Genomic DNA, 23,349 nt, shown 5'->3' with positions numbered 1-23,349 from the left:
TTGTTTGTTTCCAGCGAATTTTGGGTAAAAACTATGCAAAATCGATCAGAATTATTCGGGCTGGATTTCTTCGAGCATATCCTCGATGAGGACTTCCCGATGCTGATCGTGGCTGATTTCATCAAGTCCGATGAGCCAATAAGATCGCTTCATTTTCACAACTGCAGCGAAATCGGCTTTTGTCAGCATGGTTCCGGCGTGATGATCGTCGGTGAGAAAGTCATGACCTACCACGCGGGTGACATAACGTTCATCGCAGAAGGCGAGCCCCATTTCTCGCGCAGCGCCGAGGGGACAAACAGCCAGTGGACATGGCTTATGTTCGATCCACTTCGGCTGCTGCCAGGGGTCGCGACCGCGATTTGTGACCCATGGCGTTACTCGGGGAGGGAGTTCCACAATATATTTACACCTCAAGACAACGAGTTTTTGCAAACGACAATCAAGCGGGTCATCCAGGAGTGCGGTTCGAAGAGGGAACACTGGAAAAGTGCCGTGCGGTCGCTCATTTGGGACGCCATGATCGCGGTCAACCGGTCAGCAAGAACCGCTGCGGAGCCGCGAGCGCCTAAGCCTCTTAATCGGATCGCGCCCGCGTTGGAGGCATTGGCTAAAGACTACGGTGATAGGTGGACAGTCGGAAAGCTTGCAGACACTTGCTGCATGAGCGAGTCTAACTTCCGGCGTGTTTGGAAAGACGCGATCGGGCAATCCCCCCAGGAGTACATCATCTCGATGAGAATGCAGATGGCAGCCGCGCTCTTGAGGTCGCCGGGACGTTCGGTGCTGGAAGTCAGTCTTAGCGTGGGGTTCGATTCGCTTTCGAGTTTCAATAGGCTTTTTCGAAGGTATTTCGATTGCACCCCCTTACAATGGAGAAAACTTCGCCCGGATTAATCCTAATCCTACCTCGTGAGGGAACTGCCAGATAAGTGCCGACCTCGCGCGGAACGAAGTTTTCTCGTAGCAGGTTTGTCAGGTAGCGTCCAAGGACGTGGTGTAGGAGCGAGCCGCTTGTGAGGTGGTCATCGCCAGTCTTCGGTTAGAGTTCGGGTTGCGACACCAGCCTGTCCAGCCGACGCGCTTTGCAGAACTTGACGCACATAATCGCTCCGGCCCGCGCAGAAGCCTAAGGGTCTAACTTCCAGTCCGACGCTCTAGCCTAGTTTCCGCCCACAAACGCCAAACTGTTGATTTGATTGGATGAATCGCGGGTTTGTACAAGCAAGGCCCGGCGGTTTCAGGTATCTTGGATCATGCCACTGAGTCCAAAGCCCTGCCACCGCCGGAGCCGACAATGCGCCAAGAACGCACCGTCCAAGCCAGCATATTCGATCTTTTCGCCACGCACGAGATCGGCTGCGAGTTGAAGGCGATGTCGCAATGGCTGGATGAGCATTGCGATCTGCTTAGCGTGGTCGCGCGAGACCTGTGTCGGGGCGGCATCAAAGCGACCGGACGGCAAGGTCTGCCCGCTGAAGCGGTGCTGCGCTGTGCGATCCTCAAGCAGTACCGGCAGCTGAGCTATCAGGAGTTGGCATTCCACCTTGAGGACTCCGCTTCGTTACGCGCCTTTGCCCGCCTGCCGTGGTCGTGGAGCCCGCAGAAGTCGGTGCTGCAGAAGACGATCAGCGCGATCCGGCCCGAGACCTGGGAGCAGATCAATCGGGCCCTGCTGTCGGGCGCGCGGCAGGCCAAGCTCGAAGACGGCGCGGTCGTGCGGCTGGACAGCACGGTGACCTCGGCCCTCATGCACGAGCCGAGCGACAGCAGCCTGCTGTGGGATGCCGTGCGGATCATGGTGCGCCTTCTGAAGCGCGCTGACGCCTTGATCGGCGGCGCCGGTTCATGGCGCGATCATGGCCGCGCCGCCAAGAAGCGCGCCCGCAAGATCCAGTTCACGCGCGGTCGACCCAATCGGGTCCAACTCTATCGCGAGCTGATCGCAATCACGCGCACGACCTTGGCCTATCTGACGCAGGCGAGCGAGCGATTGGCCGTGGCGAGCACGCCGCCCATCGCCGTGTGGCAGGTCCAGGTTCGTCACGATCGGCCGCTGGTCGAACGCATCATCAGACAGAGCGAGCGGCGGGTGTTGGCCGGCGAGCCGGTGGCGGCCGGCGAGAAGTTAGTCAGTCTCTTCGAAGCACATGCCGATATCATCGTCAAAGGCAGCCGCGACACTGAGTATGGTCACAAACTCAACCTCCCCACCGGCAGGAGTGGCATGATCCTCGATCTGGTGATCGAAGCCGGCAACCCGGCCGACAGCGACCGCTTGCTGCCGATGCTGGCGCGCCACGTCGCCTTCTATGGCCAAGCGCCGCGGCAGGCGGCGGCCGAGGGCGGCTTCGCCACGCGCGACAACCTGGCCGCAGCGAAGGCGTGGGGCGTCTGCGACATGGCCTTCCACAAGAAAGCCGGCCTCCGGATCGAGGACATGGTCAGAAGCAAATGGGTTTATCGCAAGCTGCGCAACTTCCGTGCCGGCATCGAAGCCGGTATCTCATGCCTGAAGTGCGCTTATGGCTTAGCGCGGTGCACCTGGCGCGGCCTCGATCATTTCAAGGCTTATGTCTGGCCCTCGGTCGTGGCCTACAACCTCATCCTCTTCACACGCCTCAACTCAAGCTGACGCCGGTCCGCCGTTTGGAATCCCCGGCACCGGTCCAAGGTCGGTCTCGCGGCGTGCGCTTCATCGCGCCCGTGATGCCGGTTTCGCCAAAAACGGCGCGGTCCTCGCTGTCAATGCCCCTACAATCGCATCTCGACGAGCGTAAGTGCCTGCAAACGCCCCAAAATATGTGCGTTTGTGGACGGAATCTAGCCTAGCGCGGCTGGAGACCTTGTGCAGCCAACCCCTTAGGAAGCTGCCCCCACAATCCATGCCCTCCTTGATGTAACCCCGTGCAGGCACATTCCAGACGAGGGAAGCCCTGAAACTCTGTAACCAACTGTCCAGATACGAACATCTTGCTTGATTTTATATAATCCATAATCCATAAAATGCGCAGAGTTTAAGAAACGCTGTAACTATATGTCAAAAGGGAGTGCCAGGATGAAATCGCTGAGATCCGCTTTTACAGGCATGCCACCGGGCCGTGCTTCATGGCACCGCTCCGGGAGATTGTTGCTCCTGGCCGGCATCGCCGCTTGCGCCAGTTACGGACCCGCAAGTGCGCAGAATGCTCTTGTCACCCCGCAGCTCATCGGCCGGCCCGACGCCCCAGTCTCGATCTCGATCTCGCCGCGCTTCGCTTACTCACATCAGACTAACATGGCGGCCCGGCGTGATGTGCTCGTCGAAGCCTTCGAAGGGTGGGTCCGCCGCAATCCCGACGTAAAGATCCAGGTTGTCGTCCAGCAGGGGGACGATGCGGTCGGCAGAACGAAGCTCGTGCAGGACGCGACGGCTGGTCGCGCGCCCGATGCCGTGATGATCGAGCAAATCGCTTATCCAGTGTTCTATAGCCTCGCTCAATCCTTCGACCCCTATCTCACACAGAAGGAGATCGCGGACTTCTTCCCTGGTGTGCTGCAAGGGATGAAGGATCCGAAGTCGGGCGAGGTTAAGTTTCTGCAATTTACGTCTTACACAAGCGGTCTTTGGTATCGCCGCGATCTCGTTTCCGCCGCCCCGACCACGCTGGAGGAACTTAGGACGGAGGCCAAACGGCTCAAGGACGAAAAGCAGTTCCGATATGGGCTCTTTGCTCTCGGCGGGACAGAGATCCTGCAGAATCATCTGCTGCCGCATGTGACCGCAGCGGGCGGCGAAATCTTCAACAACGGGCAGCCGGTCTTTGGGGAACCAAAGAACAAAGAGGCTTTAGTAAAGGTCCTGAGCTACTGGAAAGACGTGGTCAAGTCCGGTACCGCGCCCGCCCAGATTACGAGTGCATCGGGTACGGGAGACGTCACCTCCCGCGTTGCCGCCGATGAGATGCCATTCATTCTCGGTGGAAGCTTCTTCTCGTCGGGAATCATCGGTACGGGAAAAGCGGAAAATTGGGCTTTCGCGCCCATGCCGCAATTCGCAGGCGCGCCCCGCGTCCAATACCAGGGGGGGTGGTCTTGGGCTATGTTCACCAAGGACAAGGCCAAGCAGGCCCTCGTGGCAGACCTCCTGATGGAGGTCTATGTCGGTCGCGACGGCATGGCGCGATGGGGCAAGGCTGGCGGCTACACACCGACGCGACTTTCCGTGATGGAGGAGCACACAGCCTTTGTGAATGATCGGCTCGCGAATTCGTTTGCCCAAGCTGTGGCTTCCGCAACGGCTCTGCCGAACAACCGCTATGTCGCCAGTGTGGATGCCGCACTGACGAATGCTTTTCAGCAAGTGGTGATCGGAAGCGCAACTCCGGAGAAAGCCGTCGACGAGGCGTGGGCCACTGTTCAGGGGCAGATGAGATGACGCCCAGGCACCAGAAGGAGGCGGCGGTTTCCGCCGCCGCTTTGCTCGCGGCCCACCCCGGAGCGACGCAATCTGCGGTCAAGAGACGCGCCATTCGCATGCTGAGGAGCCCAGGAAACCTGCAGGACAGTCCCTTTATCTGGCTCGCTCCCGCGTTCGCCTTCCTGGTCCTCTTCTACACCTATCCGCTGTTGGACGTGATCCGGCTCAGCTTTACGAACGCTAGCCTGATCGAGCCGGACTATGTCTATACCTTCAACTCCTATCGACGACTCTTTGACGATCCCAACACGCTGCGAAGCCTGAAAACGACGGCTCTGTTTGCAGCGGGCAGCGTCACCCTGCAACTCGCCGTCGGCATGGCCCTGGCGCTGGCGATCAATGCTGGCGTAAAAAGGCACCTCGCAGGAACTGTCGCAGTCCGCACCGCGATCCTGGCGGCCTGGGTTGTCCCCGGCGTGATCGTCGGCGTGCTGTGGAAGATCCTGCTCTCCAGCTCAAGTTATGGCGTTTTGAACTACTGGATCGAGACCCTGAGCGGACAGTCAATCGGCTTCCTCAGCGATGTCGACTTGGTTCTTGCTACGACGATCCTTGCGAATGTGTGGCGCGGCGTCGCTTTCACCATGATCATCCTCTACGCAGGAATGCAGAAGATCCCTGCAGAGCTCTATGAAGCAGCAGTCGTGGATGGGGCCGGAGCCATCGCCCAGTTCCGGTTCGTGACACTCCCAATGCTGAAACCGATCATCTTTATTGCTCTCGTCCTCACCACGATCAACAGCGTGAATACATTCGATCTCATCCTCGCGCTGACCGGTGGCGGTCCCGCCCGAGCCTCAGAGGTTGTCGGCCTTACCGCCTATCAGCAGATCTTCAAGTTCATGAACCTGGGCCGCGGCGCAGCGATCGCGGTCCTGCTTCTGATGGTAAATCTCGCAATGACCCTCGTCTATCTCAAGCTCATGCGTGCCGACCGCGTGACCGAGTAGGTATGAGACTGTCAGGAGCGCAACCGATGCAAGCTATTCGCCTGTCCACCTTTGCCTTGTATGCCGTGTTCATCCTCGCGGCGGGGATCTTCCTCTTCCCGCTCTTCTCGGTTGTGTCGCTGTCGATGAAGACGGCTGACGAGGTGTTTGCATGGCCGCCAGCGCTCCTCCCCGAGAGCCTTAACTTCGCCACCTACCGGTACGTGCTTCAGGAGACCCTTGTCGGGCGAATGCTATGGAACTCGGCGCAGATGACGTTCTTCTCGGTTATCGGTGCCATCGTCATCTCGGCCCCCGCGGCTTATGCCTTCTCGCGGTTCCAATTTCGCATGCACAAGCCGCTGTTGCTGCTGCTGCTGGTCTACCAGATGATCTCAACCCTGGTTGTGGCCATCCCGCTCTACCGCTACTTTGAAAGCTTGAACCTTCTGGACAGTCATCTCGGCGTCATCCTCGTTTATATCACGGTCGAGATCCCGTTCACAATCTGGCTGCTCAAGGGGTTCTTTGACTCGATCCCACAATCGATCGATGAGGCGGCAACGCTTGATGGCGCGAACCGCTTCCAGATTCTCACGCGGATTCTGCTGCCGCTCGCAAAGCCGGGTCTCGCGGCTGCCGTCATCTTCAATGCCATCGCAGCCTGGTCACAGTTCATCGTGCCATATCTGCTCCTGAGCAAGCCCGAAATCCTGCCGATTTCCATCGGAATTCTGAACTTCGCACCCGGCCAGAGTGAAGGCGAGGTCACCATTCCCTATCTCGCCGCCGCGTCCATCCTGGCTTTGCTGCCAGCGGTTCTCGTTCTGGTCGTGCTGCAGCGCTTCATCGTGCAAGCGCTGACGGGAGGAGCGGTCAAGGGGTGACACCGTGCCCACGGGGGCCGCACCCCTTCACCGAGACCAGGTTGGAAGTGCCGTGCCGCCGCAAGCTGCCACAGCGGCCAAGGGAGCATTCGTTTGAAAATTCGGGAAATTCAGACATTCTTGATGCAGGCAGGGCCACCGCTCGAGAGCGGCTGGGCAGCCGCAGGCAAAGGCGGCATGAGCACGGCACAGAGCCGGCAATGGCTCTTCGTCAAGGTCGTGACTGACGAGGGCATCACAGGGGTCGGCGAATGCAGCGGATGGCCGCGCGTCGTCGAGACAGCCATCAAAGACCTCACGCCGCTGCTCCTCGGTCAGGATCCGACCCATATCCAACGCCTTTGGAACCGGATGAAGGTCGCAATGATGGGACATGGCATGACCGGCACGGTCGGCTATGGGGCCATGGCCGGGATCGAGATGGCCTTGTGGGATATCAAGGGCAAGGCTCTCGAAACACCGGTCTGGAATCTCCTTGGCGGGAAAGTGCGAGACCGCATCCGAGCCTATGCTCATGCGAGCCGTCCGGAGTACGCCCGCGACCTCGTTCAGCGGGGTTACACCGCCATTAAAACGACGGGCGTGTCTGGCATCGTCGATAAGGTCGGAGCCTTGCGCGATGCGGTCGGCCAGAGCGTCGACCTGATCGTTGATCTCCATGGCCCACCTTGGTTGGCTGCCGCCGACGCCGTTGCAACCGGAAGAGAACTCGAGCAGTTCAAGCTGCTGTTCCTTGAAGACCCAGTCGCTCCGGAAGATCTTCGCGGGTTCCGCCGTATCAGAGACGCTGTTCAGCTTCCTCTCGCGGCGGGAGAGCGCCATGGGGGCCTCTGGGGCGTCCGAAACCTTCTGGTTGATGGGCTCGTTGACGTTATCCAACCTGACACGGGACGGTCTGGCGGGATCGGCCAGATGATGCGCATGGCGCATCTCGCTGAAACCTTCTTCGCGTTCCTTGCACCGCACTCAGGCTCGTTGGGTCCAGTGGCCGAGTATGCCGCTGTGCATGTGCTCGCAGCGATCCCTAACACCCTCATTCTCGAGCGGTTCGGAGACGACTGGGAGGGGCGGCAGAGAGTCGTCACGCCAATGCTCGACATACGAGACGGTTATGTCATCGTGCCAGACAGGCCGGGTCTTGGGGTCGACATTGTGGAGGGTGAGATCGTGAAGCATCCCCCGAGCGGCAACGTGAGCATTCCGGGCTCACCAACCCAGCAGGCTTATGAGGCTGGGACCTTCGACGAGCATACCTACTTCCAGGCACGGTGGCGCAGACCCTCCTTGTCCGGACACATCGATTGACCAGGCCCAGAAGCGAAGTGGACATATTATGGCTTCCGTGACGATCCAAGACATCAAGAAGGCCTTCGGCAGCGTCCCCATTCTCCACGGTGTTTCGATCGACATCCAGGATGGCGAGTTTGTGATCCTGGTCGGGCCGTCAGGCTGTGGCAAGTCGACCCTGCTGCGGATGGTGGCTGGCCTGGAGAACATCACCGGCGGCGAGATCCGCATCGGGCCGCGGGTGGTCAACAACGTCCCACCCAAGGAGCGGGACATCGCCATGGTGTTCCAGAACTACGCGCTCTACCCGCACATGACGGTCGCCGACAATATGGCCTTCTCGCTCAGGCTCAAAGGCACAGCCAAGGAGGAGATCGCCACCAAGGTCAAGCGGGCGGCTGAGATCCTCAACCTGACCCCGCTCCTCGCCCGGTATCCGCGCCAGCTCTCCGGCGGCCAGCGCCAGCGCGTCGCCATGGGCCGCGCCATCGTGCGTGATCCGCAGGTCTTCCTGTTCGACGAGCCGCTGTCCAACCTCGATGCCAAGCTGCGGGTGTCGATGCGGGCCGAGATCAAGGCGCTGCACCAGCGGCTCAAGACCACGACTGTCTATGTCACCCACGATCAGATCGAAGCCATGACCATGGCCGACAAGATCGTGGTGATGCATGATGGCGTCATCGAGCAGGTCGGAGCGCCGCTCGAGCTCTACGACCGCCCGGCCAACCTGTTCGTGGCCGGCTTCATCGGCTCGCCGGCCATGAACTTGCTCGATGGCTACATCGAGGGCACGGACTTTGCGTTTGGCGACCATAAACTGCCGCTAGGCCCTAAACCGTCAGCCTTGCCCGGCCGTCCGGTGATTTACGGCATCCGGCCTGAGCATATTCAAATTGCACAGGATGGCGCTCCCGCGGAAATCATCGTCATCGAGCCCACGGGCGCCGAGACGCAGGTTGTCGCGAAGCTCGGGTCGACGCAAATCACCTGCGTTTTCCGCGAGCGCCTTCAGCTGCGGCCGGGCGAGATCATCCACGTGAAACCGGACCCTGCGCACGTCCACCTTTTCGACAAGATAACGGAACGTCGACTCGCTTGAGACACCGCGACGAGGTTGCTGCACCGCCAGCCTCTGGATACGGCTCGATCTCGCTCCACCAGCACGTTGCTCCCTGCAACCACCACCATAGAGGATTCCACCGTGGCTCTCAGTGCACAGACCCGTGAAAAACTAAAAGGAGTTGCAACACCGACTCTCATGACAGCGCTGTACAAGCGGGGTCTGCGCAACCAGTGGATCCAGGACGTCCACCGCATCAACCGTGATGCCGGGCCGATGGTCGGAGAAGCCTTCACCCTGCGCTACATGCCGGCCCGCGAAGACTTGAACCAGCTCACCGTCTTCCGAGACCGCGAGCATCCACAGCGCAAGGCGGTTGAGACTTGCCCTGAGGGAGCAGTCCTCGTCATGGATAGCCGCAAGGATCCCCGGGCTGCCTCGGCGGGCTCGATCCTGATCTCCCGTCTCATGGTCCGCGGTGTCGCCGGCGTTGTCACCGATGGTGGCTTCCGCGACACGCCCGAGATTGAGAATCTCCGCATTCCAGCCTATCACAACCGCCCCTCGGCGCCGACCAACCTCACTCTACACCAAGCCATCGACATTAATGTGCCGATCGGCTGCGGCGATGCTCCGGTGTTTCCGGGTGATGTGATCGTCGGTGATGCCGAGGGCGTCGTGGTGATCCCCGCGCATCTGGCGGACGAAATCGCGGATGAGACAGTCGAGATGACCGCGTTCGAGGACTTCGTTGCCGAGGAGGTCCTGAAGGGACGTTCCATCCTCGGCTTGTATCCGGCCACCGACGAGCAAACCAACATCGACTTTGCAGCCTGGCGCAGGGCCAACGGCCGCTAGGCCGACGGGGAGGTCGCTAGGATGACGAAGAATTATATTGCGGGCGAGTGGCTCACCGCGACGGAAGCATCGGCGAACGTCAATCCGTCCAACACCAACGACGTTGTCGGCGAATATGCCCGCGCCTCCGCCGCGGAAGCCGAGCGCGCCATTGCCGCCGCCTACGACGCCTTCCCGGCCTGGTCGCGCTCCTCGATCCAGCAGCGCCATGACATTCTCAAGGCCGTGGGCGACGAGATCCTCGCCCGCAAGGAGGAACTCGGCCGCCTGCTGTCGCGCGAGGAAGGCAAGACCCTGCCCGAGGGCATCGGCGAGGTCACCCGCGCCGGCCAGATCTTCCTGTTCTTCTCCGGCGAATGCCTGCGCATGGCCGGCGAGAAGGTGCCCTCCGTACGGCCCTTCATCGACGTGGAGATCACCCGCGAGCCGGTCGGCGTCGTCGGCCTGATCACGCCGTGGAACTTCCCGATCGCCATTCCGGCCTGGAAGATCGCTCCGGCGCTCGCCTATGGCAACACTGTGGTGTTCAAGCCCGCCGATCTGGTGCCGGGCTCGGCCCACGCACTGTCCGAGATCATCATCCGCGCCGGTGTGCCGGCGGGCGTGTTCAACCTCGTCATGGGCCGCGGCTCCGTGGTCGGCGAGGCGATGCTGAAGAGCCCGAAGGTGTCCGCCATCTCCTTCACCGGCTCTGTGCCGACGGGCCGCAAGGTCGCCCAGACTGCCGTCACGGCCGACCCGATGAAGAAGGTCCAGCTCGAAATGGGCGGCAAGAACCCGATGGTGGTGCTCGATGATGCCGACCTGAAGGTGGCGGTGGAATGCGCCGTCAACAGCGCCTTCTTCTCGACCGGGCAGCGCTGCACGGCCTCCTCGCGCCTGATCGTCACCGAGGGCATTCACGACAAGTTCGTGGCGGCCATGCAGGAGCGGATGCAGGGCCTGGTCATCGACGATGCCTTGAAGGCCGGCACGCATATCGGCCCGGTCGTCGACCAGAGCCAGCTCGACCAGGACTTGAAGTACATCCAGATCGGTCAGGAGGAGGGCGCCAAGCTCGTCGCCGGCGGCGAGTTGCTGAAGCGCGAAGCGCCCGGCTTCTATCTGGCGCCGGCCCTGTTCACCGAGGTGAGCAACGAGATGCGCGTGGCCCGCGAGGAGATTTTTGGGCCGGTGGCGACGGTCACGCTGGCGAAGGATTACGATGATGCGCTGGAGCTTGCCAACGACACGCCGTTCGGCCTGTCCTCCGGCATCTGCACCACAAGCCTGAAACATGCCTCGCATTTCAAGCGCAATGCGGAGGCCGGGATGGTGATGGTGAACCTGCCCACCGCAGGCGTGGATTATCACGTGCCGTTCGGCGGCCGGAAGGGCTCGAGCTACGGTCCGCGCGAGCAGGGCCGCTACGCGCAGGAGTTCTACACCACGGTGAAGACCGCCTACACCTTCGACGGCAACGGGCCTTACGTGCCGAAGACCAAAGGAAGCGAGTAGGACGCCATCGACGTTCTATTCCGCTGAGCGCTGGACTTTCTCCCGCTTGTCAAGCGTCCCATTAGGATTGGGAGGCTGTGTCGCTGGCTGATGCGGAGTGCACGGCGCTGAGCTTGGGATCGGTCTCAACGGTCGATCGGGCCTAGCGGGAAAGACAGCTTTGCGCAGCCGCTGATGTGCGGCATACCGCAAGGTCGTGAGAGCGGCATAATCTCGGCCGAAGGGCCCGGATGCCTTGAAGAGCCGGATGGCCAGCGTGACCTTGTCAGTGACAGGCCTACCTGAAGACAGTGCCGTTGCGCAACAGCCCGCTACCCGGGCCAACGCCGTTGTGCTCACCTTCTTCCAGCGTTCGTCAAGCTTCTGCTCAGCGAGACGAAGTTCACGATGCGAGAGCCGCAGCAATGCATGCATCCCGGCGGTCGTCCATTGCGCCGGCGACGCTGAAGCAGTCACGCAAACGCCAGCAGCATCAGGACAATGGCGAGCCTCACATCCGGCGCAGAATGCGCAGACCCGGACAGGAATTGCGATTGATTGGGGTTATCCATTCTTGCTTGTATGAGAACTGAGAGCGACCAGCAACACAGTCGAGATATGCTTGCCGTCACCTGGCATTCAAGCGGTAGGCTGTCTGTGGCAGTGTCGAAGCGAACTGCTGCATCAGGTCAAAGGCAGCGTTTCTTGTGAGACGGTGCAGCGTGACCAGATGGGCGAGAAACGCGGCATCCATCCTGCGTGCAACATCATGCCGGGCTGGGATGGAGAAGAACGCGCGCGTGTCGTCGACGAACCCGGCATACTTGTAAAAGCCGGCGGTCTCGCTGGCTTCGTGGCGGAAACGCAGCATGCCCTCTGGGCTATCGTGAAACCACCACGGTGATCCGAGCCACACGGAGGGAAACACGCCGGCGAGCGGTGCAAGCTCCCGAGCATAGACGCTTTCATCAAGGGTAAATAGAACGATCCTAAAATTAGGCTCGTGGCCAAAGCGGTCGAGCAGCGGCTTCAGACCGCCGACGAAATCCACGCGCTGGGGAACCGTTTCGCCGCGCGCGCTGCCATAACGCTTGACCAGTTCCGTATTGTAACCTCGGCGCGCGCCAGCATGGAGTTGCATTACCAATCCGTCATCAAGGCTCATGCGTGCCATTTCAGTGAGCATCTGTGCACGAAAAAGCTCCGCCCCGCTCGGCGGCAGCGTGCCATGCAGTGCCTGGTCAAACAGGCGGGAGAACTCCGCAGCGGATAGATCGGCTGTTGCAGCGGTGGGGTGGCCGTGATCGCTCGCCGTCGCTCCGAGGGCAGCGAAGGCCCTCCGACGCTCCTGCAGAGCGCGTAGATAGCCCGAGAGGCTCGTGGTGTTCTCGCCAGTCATACTCGCGAGGCTGGCGAGTTCCGTGCGGAAGTCAAGATGCTCGGGGTCAAGCGCCGTATCTGGTCGGAATGTCGGCACGACGCGCCCGGCCCAGCCTGATCGCCTGATGGCAGTATGGTGCTCCAGCGAATCGCAGGCTGAATCGGTGGTGGCGAGCACGCTGATGTCGAAGCGCTCGAACAACGCGCGCGGACGAAATTCCGGTTTTGCGAGCGCTTCGCCGATCCGCTCGAAGAAGGTGTCCGCTGTGGCGGACGTCAGCTCGTCTTCGAGGTCAAAGATCTCGGCGAAGACCGCATCAAGCCAGAGCCGCGAGGGCGTACCCTGGAAGAGGTGGTAATGCGCGGCGAAGCAGGCCCAGCCCTGGCGCGCATCTGCGGCGGGAATGGATGCATCATCCTGCCGCGCCACACCCAGCCGTTCCAGGGGTACTCCATGACCATGGAGAAGGCGCAGAACGTAAGGATCCGAAGTCACGAATACGCTGGTCGCGTCACTAAAGGCAGCGTCGTCTGCAAACCAGCGCGGATCGGTGTGGCCGTGCGGGCAGATCAACGGTGCGTCGCGCACAGACGCGTGCAGATCACGTGCGAGCGCCCGGATTTCCGGGTCTGCGGGAAAGAGTCGGTCTGAATGAGAGAGCATAAGTGTCATTCTTTCCCCGGCGCGATGCGGGCTCATGGATTGGCCTCTGACCATTCCTCGTAGCGCGCCAGCGTCTCGGTATTGGGCGGATAGATGCCAACAATGGAGCGTCCCGATTCGATCTCGGTAATGAGGAAGCGCTCACGCCGCTCCATGGCCGCACCCTCGGCAGCAACCTCCTCGGCCATGTGGTGTGGCACGACGATGACCGCCTCACTGTCGCCAAAAATAATGTCGCCGGGATAGACCGCGACACCACCACAGGAAATCGGAATGTTGATATCAGCGGCATGATGACCGACATAATTGGGAGGCACCGCCGCGCCGGCACAATAGACCGGGATATCGAATTTGGCGATGCCACTGGTGTCGCGCACCCCGCCATCGAGAACAATACCCTTTAGTCCGCGACCGTGCAGCCGCCGCGCCAGGATGGAGCCGATGCCAGCAACATGTGGGTCATTGCGGCAATCGACGACGAAGACATGACCCTCCGGCGCGATCTCAATCGCTTGGCGCTGGAGATTAACTGGATCGCCGCCGGAGCCATAAGCGTCGATATCCTCGCGCGCCGGTATGTAGCGCAGCGTGAACGCAGGACCGACCATAGGCGGAAGGCCCGGCTGGAGCGGCCGAACGCCCCGAACCGCGGTGTTACGCAACCCTCGCTTAACCAGAAGCGTGCTCAGCGTCGCCGAAGAGCATAGCGAGAAGGTGTGGCGAAGATCAGGACTGATATCGTGCATGAGGCTTTCTCCGGGTGGTATAAACGACAATGCGGTGATGAAGGGAGGCGAAACTCACTAGCGTTGAAGCTGGAATCGCCGTTGCGGCAGGCCCCTTTGTCCGACATTCAGGACGACGATCGATCCATCCATTGCTGTCGGTTCTTCAATGCGGCGATGGGAAGTCACGAACATCAGCCCACTTCCGGCTGGGCCGAAGGCGGGCATGGTCGGAGCCTGAACGGGCAGGTCGATGGTCTCGGTGATGTTTCCATCCGGCGCGAACCGGTTGAGGCGACCGGCCGAAACGCCGGCCGACCAGTAATGCCCCTCCTCGTCCATCGCTGCGCCATCGGGCCGTCCCTGCTCCGCCGTTGGGGAGGCGAAGATGCGGCGGTTGGCGATGGTGCCGGTGGTGGAATCCCAGTCTGAAACCCAAATGGTGGAAGCGCGGCTGTCGGAGAAGTAGAGCGTGCCGCCATCCAGGCTCCAAGCTATACCATTCGCAACCACTAGACCCGTCGCCAGGACCTTGATCGAGCGGTCAGCCGATAAGCAGTACAACGCCCCCGTCGCCTCCTTGGCATCGCGATCGTCCATGGAACCAAAAACAAAATGCCGCCCACACGGTGAGACTTTGCCCTCGTTGAGCCGGTTGTGATGCTGACCCGGCTCCGGATCGACTAAGTTCTTGACTTGCCCTGAAGGGAGATCGAGTAGAGCCAAGCCCGAGGCGAGCGCCACCAGTGCCTTCGCGCGATCCTCCAGCAGCGCAAAGGCTCCGACCGGCTCAGGGAGGACCCAAGAACAGAGCTTTACGCCCTCCCCACTATACTGGTGAAGGCTAGGCTTGCGGACATCGATCCAGAACAGGCTCCCAGTCACCTCGTCCCAGAAGGGGCCTTCACCCACTTCGGCTTCGACAGCCCAGATTTTCACGTCTGCACTCTTGATTTTATATAATCCATAATCCAAACTACAGACATGAACACGCAGATGTCCAGCAACTTTTCCGCCCCAACCTATGCCAGGCTGCGCGAGCAGATTCGATCCGATGTCGTCTCAGGCATCTGGAAGCTCGGCCAACACATGACGTTGGCCGAACTCTGTGCCCATTACGGCGTCAGCGCCAATCCGGTGCGCGAGGCGCTGCACCAACTCCAGGGAGAGGGTGTCGTCGAGATGCGCCTGAACCGAGGCGCCGTGGTGCGCCAGGTCGACGCCGCTTTCGTGAAGAATGTTTATGACGTCCGTGGCGCAATCGAAGGCATGCTTGCTGCCGAGGCAGCACGACGGGCGACCAAGGACGACATCGTGCGCATCACAGGTTTCGTCGAGGCTTATGAGCAAGCGGTCGCGACCGGGGACATCGATCGGATCGTCCAGGCCAATCGCGCGCTCCATCGGGCCATTACCCGCATCGCCGACAACCCGCTGGCGCTCGAGATCTTCGACGGGCGGTCGAGCCTGATCGATGCGCTGCGGCGCACTTTGGGCAATCGCCCGGGGCGGCTGGAGGAAATCATCGTCGAGCACCGCGAAATTCTGGACGCCATTGCGAGCGGCGATGCGGAGCGTGCCTTCAAGTCTGCGCAGCAGCACACGGCTCATGCGCGGGACCACATGCTTGACAACATCAAGGAAGCGGCTGGGACAACAGCCTGAACTCTGAGGAAACCATGCTTAAGAACGGTATTTCAAGACGCGCTCTTCTTGTCGGCAGTGCAGTTCTGTCCGCCGCGCTGATCGGGCCGGGCACGGCGGGCGCCCAAGCAGCCTACCCGTCGCGCCCTGTGCGCTTCGTAATCGGGTTTCCCGCTGGTGGGGCCTCCGACACCGTCGCCCGGCACCTTGGAGCGGAGTTGTCGAAGAGCCTCGGTCAGCAGTTTGTTGTTGAGAGTAAGCCGGGCGCCAGTGGCAACATCGCGACACAAAGCCTGATCGGCGCCCCAGCCGACGGGCACACCATCTATCTCGCGCAGATCGTGCTGGCGACCAACCCCTTCACGATGGATGTGGGCTACGATCCGCAAAAGGATCTGACGATGGTCACTCAGATCACCAGCATTCCCGTCGTCATGCTGACCCACCCGAGATCGGGCCTCAAAACAGTGCAAGACGTCGTTGCGGCAGCGAAAGCCAAGAATGGTGAGTTGAAGTTTGGTGGTGTATACGGGACCTCGTCCCATCTCGCGCCTGAGCTTCTGGCGCGGGATCAGAACTTCAAGTTCAAGCTGGTGCCCTATCGCGGCGGCGCACTCGCCGTACAGGCGCTGATGTCCGGGGAAGTCGATGTGGTCTTTGACCTGATGTCGGCCACGCTAAAGGGATTGCTTGACAGCGGGACCTTGCATGGCGTGGCCATGATGCAGGACACGCCCGTAAAGGGTTTTGAGAAGATCCCGACAGCAAGTTCTGCCGGGGTTACGCCGGCCGGCTTTTTCCGGAGCTGGATGGGCATCTGTGTCAAGGCCGGGACGCCGCAGCCGATTGTCGACAAGCTGCATGCTGCAACTTTGGCAGCCCTCGACAAGCCGGATCTGCGCAAGAAACTCGAGGATCTCGGCAATGAGGTCGAGACAAGCGCCAGTCCGGCTGAGTTCCAGAAATACTATCTCGAAGAGATCACACGGTTCGGCGATCTTATCAAGGTGATCGGCTACAAGCCGCAATAAGGCGTGCAGGCACACCATTCCAGCACTCTCAGCAATGAAATAGGGCCAATGAGAATCGTTGATATTGTTCCCCTGCTGATGCAGGCCGGTGCGCCATCCGTCACCTCATGGACTGGCTCAGGTGGGCAAAGTGCACTCGCAACGGGCCGGAACTGGCTGTTCGTCAAGGTCATCACCGATGTGCCAGGATTGGTCGGCATTGGCGAAGGCTCAGGCTGGCCGAGAGTGATTCATACGGCAGTCACTGATCTCAAGTCGGAGCTGATCGGGCAGGATCCGCGCAACATCGAACAGCTGTGGCAGCGCATGCGTCTCGCCCTGATGGGACATGGTGATACCGGGGTTGTGGGCGCAGGCGCGATCACGGCGATCGACATGGCACTCTGGGATATCAAGGGCAAGGCGCTCTCGACACCGGTCTGGAACCTGCTTGGCGGCAAAGTGCGGGGCAGGGTACGCTACTATGCCCACGCCAAAAGCGTCTTGGACGCGAAGGCGCTGGCCGCGCGCGGCGTCACGACAGTTAAGCTGGGCGGCCATGCCGGCATTGTCAAGCGTGTTGCCGAAATGCGCGCGGCGCTCGGTCCTACAATCGATTTGGCCGTCGATCTGCACGGTCCGCCCTGGCTGCCCGCCAACGACGCCATTTCCATTGGCAAGGCACTGGAACCCTACAATCTGCTGTTCCTGGAAGACCCGGTCGCGCCGGAAGACATGGAAGGGTGGGGCCGCGTGCGCCGCGCCCTGCCGCATACCCCAATTGCGGGCGGAGAGCGCTTCGCGACGAAGTGGGGTGCGTATTCTCTGATCAAGCAGGGCCTTGTCGATATCATCCAGCCCGATACCGGTCGCGCCGGTGGGATTACCGAAATGAAGAAAATCGCCGCGCTGGCGGAGACGCATTTCGTGCAGTTCGCGCCGCATTCCGGCTCGCTCGGCCCCGTGGCGGAGTTCGCCGCCGCGCACCTGATGGCGGCCATCCCCAACGCACTCATGATGGAGCGCCTGGAGCCGGACTGGTCCGGCAAGGCCGAGGCCATCAAGCCGCCGCTGGAAGCTATCGATGGCCATATCACCGTGCCTGACGGCCCAGGTCTGGGCGTCGGGCTGGTCGAGGAGTTCATCGCGGCTCATCCAAGCCAGCGCAATGTCGCGATCGCCACCGGCGGCTGGCAAGATCCTGACGAGGCGGGCGCAACCTATGTCGCCATGCGCCGCCGCCGCGCCGAACTGCTGACGTCAGAATTAGGCCCTGTAGCGCCATGATCCAGGCCGCGACAGCTCGTTCCACACAAGGTCACACCAACCTGGTGGCGCCGCCCGCGACGCGGGGCGCAGTGTTGTTCGGTTGCCGCTACCCTGACGCCTTTCTGCGAGGGCAGGGGGCCCTCAACTTCGATGCCCCGCTTAGGAACGAACGTGGCGAGGGTGTCGTTGGCATGCCCGCCTATCGCGCGCTGGAGATCGCGGACAAAACCGTAGAGCACACGGCCGATCAGGGCAGGGTTAGGGAAGAAGTCCGTGATGCGAGCAGCCGGTTCGGGCTTTATTCCATAGTCCAGCAGGCTGTGACAGACCGCTTGACAGGGCGGGGTTAGGGCAGCGGGTGATAAAATGACAAGGCACCAAGTCTCCGGCAAACCGACCATTCTCATCACTGGTGCAGCGGGTCGCATTGGCTCATTGCTGCGCCGAACCCTGCCGCACGACCCGGCGCTCAAGGAGCACTTTAAGGGTTCCTTTGCACTCAAAGTAACGGATATTCTCGACCCAGGACCAGGCAACAAAGAGGACGAAGTGTTTGTCGGCACTCTCGCCGATCCAGCCTTCGTTGCCAGCATGTTTGTCGATGGCAGCGTCCGGGCTGTGATCCATCTCGCAGGCTATCCGCGCGAAGCCGATTGGGACGTTCTGCTCGATGCCAATATCCGCTCCTCGATCAACATCTGGGAAGCGGCGCGCAAGTTCAAGGTGGAACGAGTCCTCTACGCCAGCTCGAACCATGCGATCGGTTTTTATCCGCGTTCGCGGACGATCGACAGCACGATGCCACAGCGGCCTGACTCGCGCTACGGCCTCACCAAAGTGTTCGGCGAGGAGCTGGGGTTTCTCTATGCCTATAAATTCGGTATTCGCTCCTTCAGCATGCGGATCGGCATGTTCCTGCCCGAGCCAACCACCCATCGCGGATTGTCGACTTGGTTGTCTCATCCTGACATGGTGGCGCTGGCCAAGGTTGGTCTGACCGCGGATTATACCTGCGAGATCGTCTACGGCGTTTCGGACAATTCCCGCTCGTTCTGGGACAACTCCGCAGCGCAGCGTCTTGGCTATCACCCACAGGACAGTGCGGATGCTTACGCCCATCTCTTCCCCGCATCGGACCTTGCGCAGGACGATGCTGCCGAGCATTTCCAAGGCGGTCCCTACATCAACGATGGCCTGACGAGTTCACCAGCCTTCCGCGCGGAGCTCGACAAGGATTAAGGTCTGTTCGCCGTCAAGAATGCTGACAGTCAAAAGAAGAACGGATCACAGCAGGGAGAAACACCATGATACGCATTCGTGCGCCCCAGGATCTTGGGGCCGGGATCATCTTTCTCGGCGTGGGGTTCGCAGGGCTCTATCTGGGCGCAAACCTTTCAGGAATAGGCGCTAGCGGCCAACTCGGCTCCGGGACCATGCCACGCATTCTGAGCTGGATCTGCCTTGGCTTCGGCGCTCTTATGCTGTTTCGCGCGCTGCGCATTGATGGCCCTCCTGCGGCAATTGTGCCGTGGCGGGCGCTCGCGTCGGTCACGTTCGCTGTCATTCTGTTCGGCTTTCTGATCGAGCGCGTCGGCTATGTGCCGACAGCGATCGCGACGCCGTTGATCGCAGCCTTCGGCCTGCCTGGGGTGCGCTGGAAGGAAGCTGCTCTGGTAGCGGTTCTCCTAGGCCTGGGCACGGCGCTGCTGTTTGTCATCATCCTGGGTCAGCCGCTCAAGCTTTGGGGGGGAGCGCAGTAATGGACATTCTCGCCAATCTCGCGTTGGGACTCAGCACGACATTCACGCCCATCAACCTCGCCATGTGTCTGACAGGGGGGGTGATCGGCACCCTCATCGGCGTGCTGCCCGGCATCGGGCCGATCGCCACCATCGCCATGCTGCTGCCGCTGACCTTCTCCCTGCCGCCGGAGGGCGCGCTGATCATGCTGGCCGGCATCTACTACGGTGCGCAGTATGGCGGCTCGACCACTGCCATCCTCGTCAACATTCCCGGCGAAGCATCGAGTGTCATCACCACCATCGATGGCTATCAGATGGCGAGAAACGGCCGTGCAGGTCCAGCTCTGGCGATCGCTGGCATAGGCTCCTTCGTGGCGGGTTCTATCGCGACGGCGCTCATCGTTGCGGTCGGTCCCAGCCTGGCTGGACTGGCACTCTATTTCGGGGCAGCGGAGTACTTCTCGCTGATGGCGCTCGGGCTGGTCGCTGCCACGGTTCTGGCGAACGGCGATCTGGTCAAGGCACTCGGCATGATCTTTGTCGGGCTGTTGCTCGGCCTCGTCGGCACGGATGTCAACACCGGCGCACAGCGCTTCACCTTCAATCTCAACATTCTGGCCGATGGCTTGGGTTTTGTGCCACTCGCCATGGGCATGTTCGGTCTTGCCGAGATCATCAACAATCTGGGGCACCCTGCTGAGCAACGCTCATTGGTGACCAAGCGCATCACGGGGCTGTTCCCGACCAGGGCGGATCTAAAGGCTTCTGCTGGCGCGGTCCTGCGGTCCACGGCGCTGGGCTCGGTCCTTGGCGTGCTGCCCGGCGGCGGGCCCACCCTGGCGGCCTTCTCCGCCTATGTGCTGGAAAAGAAAATCGCCGGCACGAGTGGAACATTCGGCAAAGGCGACATTCGCGGCGTTGCAGCACCGGAAGCGGCCAACAATGCTGCGGCGCAGACATCCTTCATTCCCATGCTCACCCTGGGCCTGCCGTCGAACGCGATCATGGCGCTGATGATCGGAGCCATGACCATTCATGGCATCGCCCCCGGCCCGCAGGTGATGACCTCCAATCCCTCGCTGTTCTGGGGTCTGATTGTCTCGATGTGGGTGGGAAATCTGATGCTGCTGGTGATCAATCTGCCCATGGTCGGTGTCTGGGTTCAACTGCTCAAGGTGCCTTATCGCATCCTGTTCCCGGCCATTGTTCTGTTCTGCTCCACGGGGGTGTATGTCATCGGGCTTTCGGTCTTTGAAGTTTATGTCATGGCCGCTTTCGGTCTTATCGGGCTGGCTCTGGCCCGTTGCGGCTGTGATCCGGTGCCGCTTCTGCTTGGCTTCATCCTTGGACCCATGATGGAGGAGAACCTGCGCCGTGCGCTCCTGATCACCAACGGCGATGCCAGCATCTTCCTGTCCCGCCCACTCTCTGCGGTTTTTCTGGCACTGGCCGCACTCCTGATCTGTCTTGCCTTGCTACCATCCCTCGGCCGCAAGCGGGAGCAAGTCTTCCAAGAAGCTTAGGAAACGGGAACGTGCTCTGGAAGAGGAGCAAATTTGGGTATGAAGGAGGCTGGTCTCCGTGCCAAAACAACAGAGGCACTTCATTGGGAGGTCTCAAGCGATGGGATACCTACCCTACAAGGGAGCGTTAATCACGCGGCGACTGAACCAGATTGGCGCACCCAACAACCTGATCGACAATGTCTTGATTCTGACGGCAATCACGGCAGCAGTCGTGGTGTACCTGATCGCTCGTCAGATGCCCTAGCCAGAGAGCATCGATGAGAGGATTACTGTTTCTCAATTCTTAGTGCTAACCGGTGTCGCAGTCACTCTCGATCAAAGGTCGGTGGCGAAAGATGACTGCGACAAGGTGAGGGTCACAGCACGGTAGTGTTTCCTGGTGCCGCGTCGCGCCAAGGTTCAGGAGCGCCAGAAGCCGGCTAGAGGCAGGACGAGGAGTTCGCCTGTTCTCCCTGGTTCAAGGGACGCCCCTTGTGCACTGCTAGGACCCTCAGGCGGGTCGCCATATCCGCACGTCCACCACGTCGGCCGATTGCTGATCATCCTTGCGAACCTGAGTTGTCTATGCTGACAAGAGACCATCAAGCGTCGGGTAACAAAGGGTCTCCCTTGTCACCCTTCCGGCATCACATCTTTCTCGCTGTTTGGATTGCAAGCTTGGCCTCCAACTTCGGAGGTCTGATTCAATCGGTTGGCGCGGCCTGGCTGATGACCTCGATCGGCGGTTCCGCCGATCTCGTTGCCTTGGTACAAGCATCGATCACGCTCCCAATTATGCTTTTGTCGCTCGTGGCGGGAGCCATTGCTGACAATTCCGACCGACGCAAACTGATGCTGGCATCGCAGCTTTTCCTCCTGACTGTGGCAGTCGCTCTTGCCTTATGGACCTACTTCGGTGTGATGACACCCTGGCTTCTGCTTGCCTTCACGTTTCTGGTCGGTTGCGGAACAGCGTTCAACGGTCCGGCGTGGCAGTCACTGGTGGGTGAGATGGTGCCACGATCCGACCTGCCGGCTGCAATCGCGCTCAACGGTATGGGTTTCAATATTGCACGCAGTGTGGGACCTGCCATTGGAGGTATAATCGTTGCAACGGTCGGTGCATTCGCTGCATTCGCGGCAAATGCGATCAGCTCCGTCGGCCTGATTGTCGTTCTGGCACGCTGGCACCCTGTTGGGACGCCCAGGATCCTGCCGCCTGAAACGCTCGGCGCTGCCATGGCTGCGGGCATCCGTTATGTTGCGATGTCGCCCAATCTTGGCGTTGTTCTGTTGCGCAGCGCCGTGTTCGGCTTCGCTGCCATTGGCGTCCAAGCCCTAATGCCGCTCATTGCCCGCGACCTGATCCACGGCGGGCCGCTAATCTACGGTCTCCTGCTTGGCGCCTTCGGCGCCGGGGCCGTCGGCGGTGCTCTGCTCAGTGCCCGGTTGAGGCAAGCCCTGTCACTTGAGGTCCTGGTCCGCATCGCCTTCTTCAGCTTCGCGATCTGCGCAGCCGTAGCGGGATTGAGCCCCTTCCCATCGCTAACTTTCGCTGCGATGGCGCTGGAAGGGGCTGGTTGGGTGCTTGCGCTCACCAGTCTCAATGCCGCCGTGCAGCTATCCTCGCCGCGTTGGGTCGTTGGTCGCGCTCTCGCGCTCTATCAGATGGCGACCTTCGGCGGAATGGCCTTCGGCAGCTGGAGCTGGGGCATGGCAGCCGAACGTTTAGGCACGGCGGACGCACTCCTGATGTCGGCGGGAGTGCTGCTGGCCGGAACCGTGCTCGGCGTTCGCTTTCCGCTGCCCGAGTTGAAGATGCCGAACCTCGATCCGCTTAATCGGTGGACGGAGCCCAACATCGCCTTGGACATCCGCCTACGCAGCGGTCCCATCGTGGTTACAGTCGAATACGTCATCCGCGAAGCGGATGTGATGGCATTTCTCGCAGTCATGGCGGAGCGAAAACGGATCAGACGCCGGGATGGGGCGCGTCACTGGTCGCTGTTGCGTGACTTGGAAAACCCGCACATCTGGATCGAGCTCTATCGCGTCTCCACGTGGCTGGAATACGTGCGGCTCAGCCAGCGTATCACACAGGCTGACGCTGCCGTGGGAGACAGGCTGCGGGCACTCCATCAGGGACCGGATGGGCCGCATGTCCGTCGCATGATCGAGCGCCAGACAGGCTGGCCGACCTCGGACCCGGAGGCTCAGGCCGATGACATGGCCGACCCGCTCACAGATACGACCCGGTCGTCCTGAGCCCTTGCCACAACCCGGCCTTGTCACCCGAAAGCTGAAGGGTGGGCAAGTACGCAGGAGAGTAGGGGGATGCAGCTGCGCCTCGTGCATAAGAGTCATGCAGGCGGCCTCTGCCGCAAATCCTGACTGAAGTTGAAGGTCTTGAAAGGACGGACGCGAACTTTACTCCGCATGATGCCTCGCCGTTTA

General features: G+C 60.9%; 20 protein-coding genes. 17 read left to right on the top strand and 3 right to left on the bottom strand.

The window, feature by feature from the left end:
* Positions 1 to 33: 33 nt before the first annotated feature.
* From BB934_RS38765 to BB934_RS38725, 9 genes are all read left to right on the top strand, one after another.
* Positions 34 to 897: a helix-turn-helix transcriptional regulator gene (locus BB934_RS38765; RefSeq protein WP_099515025.1), complete on the top strand. Its 864-nt coding sequence runs from the start codon at positions 34 to 36 to the stop codon at positions 895 to 897.
* Positions 898 to 1,297: 400 nt separating this feature from the next.
* Positions 1,298 to 2,635, top strand: coding sequence for an ISNCY family transposase (locus tag BB934_RS38760; protein WP_099515024.1), 1,338 nt, complete (start codon positions 1,298 to 1,300; stop codon positions 2,633 to 2,635).
* 402 nt (positions 2,636 to 3,037) lie between these two features.
* Entirely contained in the window at positions 3,038 to 4,417 is a 1,380-nt protein-coding gene (locus BB934_RS38755; protein ID WP_099515023.1) for an extracellular solute-binding protein, read from the top strand.
* Positions 4,414 to 5,409 (top strand): carbohydrate ABC transporter permease, encoded by a 996-nt coding sequence (locus tag BB934_RS38750; protein WP_099515022.1) that lies wholly within the window; start codon positions 4,414 to 4,416, stop codon positions 5,407 to 5,409. The genes BB934_RS38755 and BB934_RS38750 overlap by 4 nt, the downstream gene beginning before the upstream one ends.
* Before the next feature lie 26 nt (positions 5,410 to 5,435).
* Positions 5,436 to 6,275 (top strand): carbohydrate ABC transporter permease, encoded by an 840-nt coding sequence (locus tag BB934_RS38745; RefSeq protein ID WP_157934595.1) that lies wholly within the window; start codon positions 5,436 to 5,438, stop codon positions 6,273 to 6,275.
* Between the two features lie 93 nt (positions 6,276 to 6,368).
* Positions 6,369 to 7,580 (top strand): mandelate racemase/muconate lactonizing enzyme family protein, encoded by a 1,212-nt coding sequence (locus tag BB934_RS38740; protein WP_418294829.1) that lies wholly within the window; start codon positions 6,369 to 6,371, stop codon positions 7,578 to 7,580.
* Positions 7,581 to 7,608: 28 nt separating this feature from the next.
* Positions 7,609 to 8,661 carry an ABC transporter ATP-binding protein gene (locus BB934_RS38735; RefSeq protein ID WP_099515019.1) on the top strand — a complete coding sequence of 351 codons (1,053 nt, stop codon included), beginning with the start codon at positions 7,609 to 7,611 and terminating at the stop codon, positions 8,659 to 8,661.
* Between the two features lie 159 nt (positions 8,662 to 8,820).
* Complete coding sequence (locus BB934_RS38730) at positions 8,821 to 9,480, top strand: ribonuclease activity regulator RraA (RefSeq protein WP_237050790.1); 660 nt, start codon at positions 8,821 to 8,823, stop codon at positions 9,478 to 9,480.
* Between the two features lie 21 nt (positions 9,481 to 9,501).
* Positions 9,502 to 10,977: an aldehyde dehydrogenase family protein gene (locus tag BB934_RS38725; protein ID WP_099515018.1), complete on the top strand. Its 1,476-nt coding sequence runs from the start codon at positions 9,502 to 9,504 to the stop codon at positions 10,975 to 10,977.
* A 607-nt stretch (positions 10,978 to 11,584) separates the two neighbouring features.
* On the opposite strand, the gene uxaC is transcribed toward BB934_RS38725, so the two are convergent.
* Genes uxaC through BB934_RS38710 form a run of 3 tightly spaced genes read right to left on the bottom strand, consistent with a single transcriptional unit; the run spans position 11,585 to position 14,664 of the window.
* Positions 11,585 to 13,036 carry a glucuronate isomerase gene (gene uxaC / locus BB934_RS38720; RefSeq protein WP_418294828.1) on the bottom strand — a complete coding sequence of 484 codons (1,452 nt, stop codon included), beginning with the start codon at positions 13,034 to 13,036 and terminating at the stop codon, positions 11,585 to 11,587.
* Complete coding sequence (locus tag BB934_RS38715) at positions 13,033 to 13,746, bottom strand: ribonuclease activity regulator RraA (protein ID WP_099515016.1); 714 nt, start codon at positions 13,744 to 13,746, stop codon at positions 13,033 to 13,035. Before BB934_RS38715 ends, uxaC begins: the two co-directional genes overlap by 4 nt.
* Positions 13,747 to 13,803: 57 nt before the next feature.
* Positions 13,804 to 14,664: an SMP-30/gluconolactonase/LRE family protein gene (locus BB934_RS38710; RefSeq protein ID WP_157934594.1), complete on the bottom strand. Its 861-nt coding sequence runs from the start codon at positions 14,662 to 14,664 to the stop codon at positions 13,804 to 13,806.
* A 57-nt stretch (positions 14,665 to 14,721) separates the two neighbouring features.
* Between BB934_RS38710 and BB934_RS38705 the strand changes: the two genes are divergently transcribed.
* The 8 genes from BB934_RS38705 to BB934_RS38670 all read left to right on the top strand — a co-directional run bounded on the left by BB934_RS38705 (position 14,722) and on the right by BB934_RS38670 (position 23,160).
* Entirely contained in the window at positions 14,722 to 15,390 is a 669-nt protein-coding gene (locus BB934_RS38705; protein ID WP_162299266.1) for a GntR family transcriptional regulator, read from the top strand.
* Between the two features lie 197 nt (positions 15,391 to 15,587).
* Complete coding sequence (locus BB934_RS38700) at positions 15,588 to 16,400, top strand: Bug family tripartite tricarboxylate transporter substrate binding protein (protein WP_157934593.1); 813 nt, start codon at positions 15,588 to 15,590, stop codon at positions 16,398 to 16,400.
* A gap of 48 nt (positions 16,401 to 16,448) precedes the next feature.
* Positions 16,449 to 17,666, top strand: coding sequence for a mandelate racemase/muconate lactonizing enzyme family protein (locus BB934_RS38695; protein WP_099515012.1), 1,218 nt, complete (start codon positions 16,449 to 16,451; stop codon positions 17,664 to 17,666).
* Positions 17,667 to 18,014: 348 nt separating this feature from the next.
* The gene (locus tag BB934_RS38685; RefSeq protein WP_099515010.1) at positions 18,015 to 18,887 is read left to right on the top strand and encodes an NAD-dependent epimerase/dehydratase family protein; all 873 of its coding nucleotides are present in this window, start codon (positions 18,015 to 18,017) and stop codon (positions 18,885 to 18,887) included.
* A gap of 65 nt (positions 18,888 to 18,952) precedes the next feature.
* Positions 18,953 to 19,408 (top strand): tripartite tricarboxylate transporter TctB family protein, encoded by a 456-nt coding sequence (locus BB934_RS38680; RefSeq protein ID WP_099515009.1) that lies wholly within the window; start codon positions 18,953 to 18,955, stop codon positions 19,406 to 19,408.
* Positions 19,408 to 20,913 (top strand): tripartite tricarboxylate transporter permease, encoded by a 1,506-nt coding sequence (locus BB934_RS38675; protein ID WP_099515008.1) that lies wholly within the window; start codon positions 19,408 to 19,410, stop codon positions 20,911 to 20,913. Before BB934_RS38680 ends, BB934_RS38675 begins: the two co-directional genes overlap by 1 nt.
* A gap of 100 nt (positions 20,914 to 21,013) precedes the next feature.
* A complete protein-coding gene (locus BB934_RS47960) occupies positions 21,014 to 21,160 on the top strand; it encodes a hypothetical protein (RefSeq protein ID WP_157934592.1) in 147 nt (48 codons plus the stop codon).
* A gap of 320 nt (positions 21,161 to 21,480) precedes the next feature.
* Positions 21,481 to 23,160, top strand: a complete 1,680-nt coding sequence (locus tag BB934_RS38670; RefSeq protein ID WP_099515007.1) for an MFS transporter — start codon at positions 21,481 to 21,483, stop codon at positions 23,158 to 23,160.
* Positions 23,161 to 23,349: the final 189 nt, after the last annotated feature.

It is taken from the genome of Microvirga ossetica, assembly GCF_002741015.1.
GTDB classification, from domain to species: Bacteria; Pseudomonadota; Alphaproteobacteria; order Rhizobiales; family Beijerinckiaceae; genus Microvirga; species Microvirga ossetica.
This window is presented reverse-complemented; position numbering and strand designations above follow the sequence as displayed.

Bases quoted from the DNA above. Each gene is read 5' to 3' on its own strand.
- BB934_RS38715 (WP_099515016.1), bottom strand. From the start codon at position 13,746: ATGCACGATATCAGTCCTGATCTTCGCCACACCTTCTCGCTATGCTCT.
- BB934_RS38670 (WP_099515007.1), top strand. From the start codon at position 21,481: ATGCTGACAAGAGACCATCAAGCGTCGGGTAACAAAGGGTCTCCCTTG.
- BB934_RS38745 (WP_157934595.1), top strand. From the start codon at position 5,436: ATGCAAGCTATTCGCCTGTCCACCTTTGCCTTGTATGCCGTGTTCATC.
- BB934_RS38725 (WP_099515018.1), top strand. From the start codon at position 9,502: ATGACGAAGAATTATATTGCGGGCGAGTGGCTCACCGCGACGGAAGCA.
- BB934_RS38705 (WP_162299266.1), top strand. From the start codon at position 14,722: ATGTCCAGCAACTTTTCCGCCCCAACCTATGCCAGGCTGCGCGAGCAG.
- BB934_RS38695 (WP_099515012.1), top strand. From the start codon at position 16,449: ATGAGAATCGTTGATATTGTTCCCCTGCTGATGCAGGCCGGTGCGCCA.
- BB934_RS38755 (WP_099515023.1), top strand. From the start codon at position 3,038: ATGTCAAAAGGGAGTGCCAGGATGAAATCGCTGAGATCCGCTTTTACA.
- BB934_RS38765 (WP_099515025.1), top strand. From the start codon at position 34: ATGCAAAATCGATCAGAATTATTCGGGCTGGATTTCTTCGAGCATATC.
- BB934_RS38685 (WP_099515010.1), top strand. From the start codon at position 18,015: ATGACAAGGCACCAAGTCTCCGGCAAACCGACCATTCTCATCACTGGT.
- BB934_RS38750 (WP_099515022.1), top strand. From the start codon at position 4,414: ATGACGCCCAGGCACCAGAAGGAGGCGGCGGTTTCCGCCGCCGCTTTG.
- BB934_RS38735 (WP_099515019.1), top strand. From the start codon at position 7,609: ATGGCTTCCGTGACGATCCAAGACATCAAGAAGGCCTTCGGCAGCGTC.
- BB934_RS38760 (WP_099515024.1), top strand. From the start codon at position 1,298: ATGCGCCAAGAACGCACCGTCCAAGCCAGCATATTCGATCTTTTCGCC.
- BB934_RS38675 (WP_099515008.1), top strand. From the start codon at position 19,408: ATGGACATTCTCGCCAATCTCGCGTTGGGACTCAGCACGACATTCACG.
- BB934_RS47960 (WP_157934592.1), top strand. From the start codon at position 21,014: ATGGGATACCTACCCTACAAGGGAGCGTTAATCACGCGGCGACTGAAC.
- uxaC (WP_418294828.1), bottom strand. From the start codon at position 13,036: ATGAGCCCGCATCGCGCCGGGGAAAGAATGACACTTATGCTCTCTCAT.
- BB934_RS38730 (WP_237050790.1), top strand. From the start codon at position 8,821: ATGACAGCGCTGTACAAGCGGGGTCTGCGCAACCAGTGGATCCAGGAC.
- BB934_RS38680 (WP_099515009.1), top strand. From the start codon at position 18,953: ATGATACGCATTCGTGCGCCCCAGGATCTTGGGGCCGGGATCATCTTT.